Annotated in this window: 3 protein-coding genes and 2 pseudogenes; 3 read left to right on the top strand and 2 right to left on the bottom strand. The window is 59.8% G+C overall.

Features of this window, described 5'->3' with window-relative positions:
• Positions 1-964: sugar ABC transporter substrate-binding protein (locus NKJ94_RS36975; protein WP_352532660.1), on the bottom strand; the 964-nt coding region annotated here is incomplete at its 3' end.
• A 97-nt stretch (positions 965-1,061) separates the two neighbouring features.
• Positions 1,062-1,742: a sterol desaturase family protein gene (locus tag NKJ94_RS36970; RefSeq protein WP_352532658.1), complete on the bottom strand. Its 681-nt coding sequence runs from the start codon at positions 1,740-1,742 to the stop codon at positions 1,062-1,064.
• A gap of 197 nt (positions 1,743-1,939) precedes the next feature.
• Between NKJ94_RS36970 and NKJ94_RS36965 the strand changes: the two are divergent.
• From NKJ94_RS36965 to NKJ94_RS36955, 3 genes and pseudogenes are all read left to right on the top strand, one after another.
• Positions 1,940-2,308 (top strand): annotated as a pseudogene (locus NKJ94_RS36965) (transposase); the annotation flags it as partial.
• A 114-nt stretch (positions 2,309-2,422) separates the two neighbouring features.
• Positions 2,423-3,463, top strand: a complete 1,041-nt coding sequence (locus NKJ94_RS36960) for an IS110 family RNA-guided transposase (protein ID WP_352532656.1) — start codon at positions 2,423-2,425, stop codon at positions 3,461-3,463.
• 296 nt (positions 3,464-3,759) lie between these two features.
• Positions 3,760-4,104: pseudogene (locus tag NKJ94_RS36955) on the top strand (transposase); the annotation flags it as partial.
• Positions 4,105-4,186 lie beyond the last annotated feature (82 nt).

Raw genomic sequence — 4,186 nt, 5'->3', positions numbered from 1 at the left:
ATCGCGTCCCTGCTTTCACGCCGGCGATGGTTGCATCGACGCTGGCCTTATCGATGATGCCGGGTCCGGTGAGGATCTCACGGGTCGGCACGGTGAGGCCGTAGTTTACATTGCCGTTCAGGATCGCCACGGCGAGGTAGCCCTGCAGGTAGCCTTGCTGGTCAATCGCGCAGGCCTGTTTCCCATCCTTGATGTTGTTCAGGATGGTCTCGTCGAAGTTGATGCCGCAGAGACGAACCTTATCACTTTTTCCGGCCTGGGTGAGGCCGTTCATGGCGGAGTTGGCGTCAACGTTACCGATGGTGAACACGGCGGTCACGTCCGAGTGCTGCAGCAAATAGGCCTTCACAGCCTGCGCAACAGCTGTAGCTGAACCGAACGACGTGGCGGGCAAGGGCAACACGTCGGCCTCGCCGCCGCCATTCTTCATCCCCTCTTTGAAGCCACCACAATAAGCTTCGATATTGGCGGCACCCGGGAGGGTGTTAATGCAGACGCCTTTCTTGCTGCCGGCTTTGGCCAGGTACTCGCCGCCCGCGACGCCACCCTTGTAGTCGTCAGAGCCGACGTAGTTCAGCGCGCCGAGGCGATCGGCCGCCTTCAACCCGCCAGCATTGTAGATGACCAGCGGAATGCCGGCATCCTTGACGGCCTTGAACGCAGGATCCATTGCTTCTGGCACCCAGTCCGGACCGACAATGGCGTCGGCCTTTTGGTCGATTGCCTGCCGGATCAGCTCGGCGGCGTCCACGCCCAGACTGTCGTAGTTTTGGGGTCCGAGCCAAGTGACCTTACCGCCCTGGGCCTCGACCACTTTGCCGGCGTCTTCGGCGCCACGCTTGACGATCGACCAGAATGGATCGTCCGGCTTGCCGCCGATGACGAAGATGTTGGCGGCGAACGTCGCGCCGGTGCTGAACCCGATCAGCACCGCTGTCGACACGAGCGTCTTGAAAAGCTTCATAGTCTTCCTCCCAGATTTACCCCTGCAGGGCTTCAACAAAAGATTGGCTGTCCCGCGCCCGCTCCTCCTGGGCATAATCGGAACTGCGTTTGTTTCGTCATTCCGCCGGCATTCCTGACGGCGGATCGCTGCGGCCTTCCTGCCGGCTATGCACCTTTTCCTTCTTCTTGCGGAACCGGGCCTTCATGATCTCGTCGGCTTCCTTGCTGCCGTCGTGCCAAGTTCCGAACAGCTTATCGAGGGGTACCAGCCCATCACCGCCGTAATTCACCTCGAAATACTTGTGGTGCAGGTAGTGCAAGTAAGAATGGGTATCGAGGTTAGCTTTGTCCGTGATTTCGAATATCTCAAAGCCAAGGTGGCCGTTCACGGCTCCAAATCCCGCACCGTGCAGCGTGAAGTAGGCGCAGACCGGGTTGGAAGGGATCAACAGATGCAGCCAGGCTTCAGCATGGTACAGGAAACCCTCGACCGGATGCATGGACAGAGACGACCACGGGCTCGGGTTGATCGAGTTGTGGTGGACCGAATGCACCCATTTGTAGAGCGGCGGCCAATGAATTGCCCGGTGAAGGAAGAAGAAATAGACCTCATGCACGGCCGGCGCGATAAGCACTAGGAATGACAGGTAAAGCCAATTGGTCGTCCATGGCAGCCAGACCGCCCAGCTGTTTGCATAGACCCACAGCATCACGATCTCGACCACGGTCCACAGTGGTATGGTGACGAAGAACGAGCGGGTGAAATTGTCGATGTTCTGGCTTTGAAACCAAAACACGTCAGACGGTGCGTCTGAAGGGAATTTCTGATTGTACTTGAAGCGGTTCTCTTGTCTGCGCTGGACGTAGTATCGCAGCTCAAAGAATCCGTAAAAGAAAAAGATGCCGGCAGCGTTGAGTGTCCGTTCCAAAAAGAGTTGAGTGATTTCAGCAGGTTGTGATTCTGTCGGATTTGCGAGATTCGATGGAGATCACGATGGCCTGGACTGAAATCACCCGTGCGCATTATGAGCGGCGTTGCGCCCGCTACGCAAGCGATCTGACCGATGCAGAGTGGGTGCTGATTGCGCCAATGATGCCGTCGGCGAGCCGCATCGGCCGGCCGCGCAAGACAGACCTGCGCGAGGTCGTGAACGCACTTCTTTACCTCGCCTCGTCGGGCGGCGCGTGGCGATTGCTGCCGAAAGACTTCCCACCCTTTTCAACGGTGCAGAAGTACTTCTATCGCTGGCGTGAGGCGGGCTTGTTGCGGACCATCAGCAACAGCCTCGTCATGGCGGCGCGCGAGGCTGAGGGTCGGGAAGCGAGCCCGACGGCGGGCGTGATCGACAGATGGGGTATTCGGCTTGAGCCTCATCTTTTGGCGGAGATGCCATCAAGGTGCTGCGCTTCGAGCTGATGATAAAACGTGGTCGGTTCCCTGGAACAGCCCCAAGCCATCAGGAAGGAGAAGCGCAGCATGAAACATTATGTAGGATTGGACGTCTCGGTGAAAGAGACCGCAATTTGCATCGTCGACGAAACCGGCACGGTGTGCCGCGAGGTGAAGGTGCCGACCCATCCCGAGGATCTTGCGCGGGTGCTCAAGGATCCCGCCTGGCGGTTGGAACGCGTCGGGCTTGAAGCCGGACCTTTGTCGCAATGGCTGTTCGAGGGGCTTGCCAAAGCCGGCTTGCCAGTGGTTTGCATTGAGACGCGTCACGTCAACGCCTTCCTGAAGGCGCAGCCGAACAAGACCGATCGCAATGATGCGCGCGGGATCGCGCAGATGATGCGGGTCAATCTGTTCCGCCCGGTGCATGTCAAGACCCTGACGAGCCAGAAGCGCCGGGCGCTGCTGACGGCGCGCAAGCTCTTAAAGGAAAAGGCGATTGCCATCGAGAACGACATCCGCGGGCTGTTGCGCAACTTCGGGCTCAAGGTTGGCAAGGTCGGTGCGGTCAAGTTTGAGGAGCGGATCCGCGAGCTCACCGAAGGAATGCCCGATCTGGCCGAGATCGTCGAACCGCTGCTCGACGCGCGCCGCAAGCTGCGCCAGAATTTTGCCGCCCTGCACCGCAAGCTTCTGGCGATCGTCCGGGATGATGAGGTTTGCCGCCGGCTGATGTCGATCCCCGGTGTCGGCCCCGTCGCGTCGCTGGCTTACACCGCGACGATCGATATCCCCGCCCGCTTCCGCAACTCCAAGGCGGTCGGTCCGATTTTGGGCCTGACGCCGGCGCTCCATGAATCGGGCGAAAGCCGCCGGGTGGGCGGGATCTCGTTATGCGGCGACGGCATGATGCGAACGTTGCTCTACGAGGCCGCGCAGACCCTACTGACGCGGGTGACGAAATGGTCCTGGCTGAAGGCCTGGGCGATGGACGTCGCCAAGCGGCGCGGCCAGCGGAAAACCATCGTTGCGCTCGCCCGCCGGCTGGCGGTGATCATGCATCGCATCTGGAGCGACGGCACACAGTTCCGTTGGACCAGGACGGAAATCATGCCGGTCGCCGGCTGAAAAATTAATAAACATCGCCCCTCCGATAGACGGGGACGACACCAGTTCCACCTACGGGTGGAAAAGCGTCCTTCGCGGGACGAGGATGAGGTGAGTTCGTCGATTGGCTTGGCTCGATTGCCTATCATCGGCAATCAAGGCGCTCGACAGATTGTTCCACCCCATTCTTCTGAATCCCCATAGAGGGCAGGGCCAGAGCGCCGATCCCGGAGAGAAGCAAGGCCCCGCGAAAGACGTCCAATGCCGGCGAAGCGGAAAAGAGCTAATGCGCTTGACTTCAAAGCGCCGAATAGAGAAGCCAATCGGTCAAGACCACGGAAAGCGGCGGAATTCGTGGCTTCGACGCGGGAAAGAAGATCAACGGGCGCAAGCGTCACATCGTTGTCGACACCATCGGCCTGATGGTCGGTCTCGTCGTCCACGCCGCTGATATCCAGGACCGGGACGGCGCACCGGCTGCCCTCAAGACCATTCTCGAACGCTGGCCGTGGCTGCGACACGTCTTCGCCGACGGCGGATATGCCGGACCGAAGCTTAAGGGCGCGATGCAAAAGATCGGCACGTTCACCCTGGAGATCGTCAAGCGGACGGATAAAGCCAAAGGCTTTGAGGTCCTGCCGCGCCGCTGGGTCGTGAACCGCTGTACAATGTTGCCAAGTTTGCCTTTGAGTGGTCGGTGCGCATCGAGCGTCCAAGCCGTAAGCGGCAGCTTGTTGAGGCTCG

Source organism: Mesorhizobium sp. M0060 (assembly GCF_040323155.1).
GTDB lineage: Bacteria > Pseudomonadota > Alphaproteobacteria > Rhizobiales > Rhizobiaceae > Mesorhizobium.
The sequence above is the reverse complement of the archived record's forward strand: the minus strand, read 5'-3'. Positions and strand labels throughout refer to the sequence as shown.

Coding starts and splice junctions, on each gene's coding strand:
- NKJ94_RS36960 (WP_352532656.1), top strand. CDS start 2,423: ATGAAACATTATGTAGGATTGGACGTCTCGGTGAAAGAGACCGCAATT.